General features: G+C 75.6%; 1 protein-coding gene. It reads left to right on the top strand.

The genetic code is table 11. The features are described 5' to 3' along the window. Positions 1-1054, top strand: a 1054-nt coding sequence (locus DQW06_RS14990; RefSeq protein ID WP_232833027.1) for a branched-chain amino acid ABC transporter permease, incomplete at its 5' end; no start/stop codon positions are given. Between the last annotated feature and the right edge of the window lie 30 nt (positions 1055-1084).

Raw genomic sequence — 1084 nt, 5'->3', positions numbered from 1 at the left:
CGCCCCCCACCCCCCGAACCCGTCCGCCGCCTCCGGCGGCCGGTGGCGCGCGCTGCCCGCGCCGCTGCGCCACCTGCTCCTGGCCGGCCTCGGACTCGCCGCCGTCACCGCGCTGCTGCTGGCCACCGGAGACCTCACGGCGCTGCGCGTGGCCGCCGTCGGCTACACCATGCTGGCCGTCGCCGGGCTGCAACTGCTCGTCGGCGGCAGCGGCCAGGTGTCCCTCGGCCACGGCGCGTTCATGATGATCGGCGCCTACACGATGGCTCTGCTGGTCCTGTACCAGCCCATGCTCCCCCTGGCGGTGAACCTGCTGCTCATCGCGGGGGCCTCCGCCGTCGCCGGGATCGCGGTCGGCGCGGCCACGGCACGCCTGCACGGCCCCTACCTGGCGGGGGCCACCCTCATCCTCGCGGTCGGCCTGCCCGGGCTGACCCACCGCTACCACGAGCTCCTCGGCGGCAGCAACGGCCTCAACATCCGCACGGCGGGCGCGCCGCCCCTCCTCCAGGGCCTGGTCACCGACAGCGAGTGGAAGGCACTGGTCGTGTGGACCGCCGTGGTGATCGGCCTGGCCGTGCTGGCCACCGTCTCCACCGGCCGCCTGGGCCGCCGCATGCGCGCCATCCGCGACGACGAGACCGCGGCCGCCATGGCCGGGATCCCGGTCGGCACGACGAAGGTGGTCGCGTTCGTCATCGCCTCGGCGGCGGGCGGCCTCGCGGGCGGCCTCCAGGCCTACGTGCTCGGCACCGCGACCCCCAGCACCTTCACCCTCGCGCTGTCGCTGACCCTGCTCGCGGCCCTCGTCCTGGGCGGCATCGGCAGCCTGTGGGGCGCGCTGTGGGCCGCGGTCGCCATCGTCTACCTGGAGGTCTGGGTCGCCGACCTGGCCGGAGCCCTGGGCCTGAGCCGCGACGCGGAGAACAACCTCCCGATCGTGTTCTTCGGCGTGGTCCTCATCCTCGTCCTGCGCTTCTGGCCCCTGGGAATCCACGGCGCGCTCCAGCGCCTGACCGCACGCCTCGGACCCGCCGGGTCCGGACCCCGCTAGTCGGTGCCGGGGCGCCCGCCCGCCCGGCAC

Source organism: Nocardiopsis sp. TNDT3 (assembly GCF_003427465.1).
GTDB lineage: Bacteria > Actinomycetota > Actinomycetes > Streptosporangiales > Streptosporangiaceae > Nocardiopsis > Nocardiopsis dassonvillei.
Note: the sequence above shows the minus strand (reverse complement) of the source record. Positions and strands in the feature narration are given on the sequence as shown.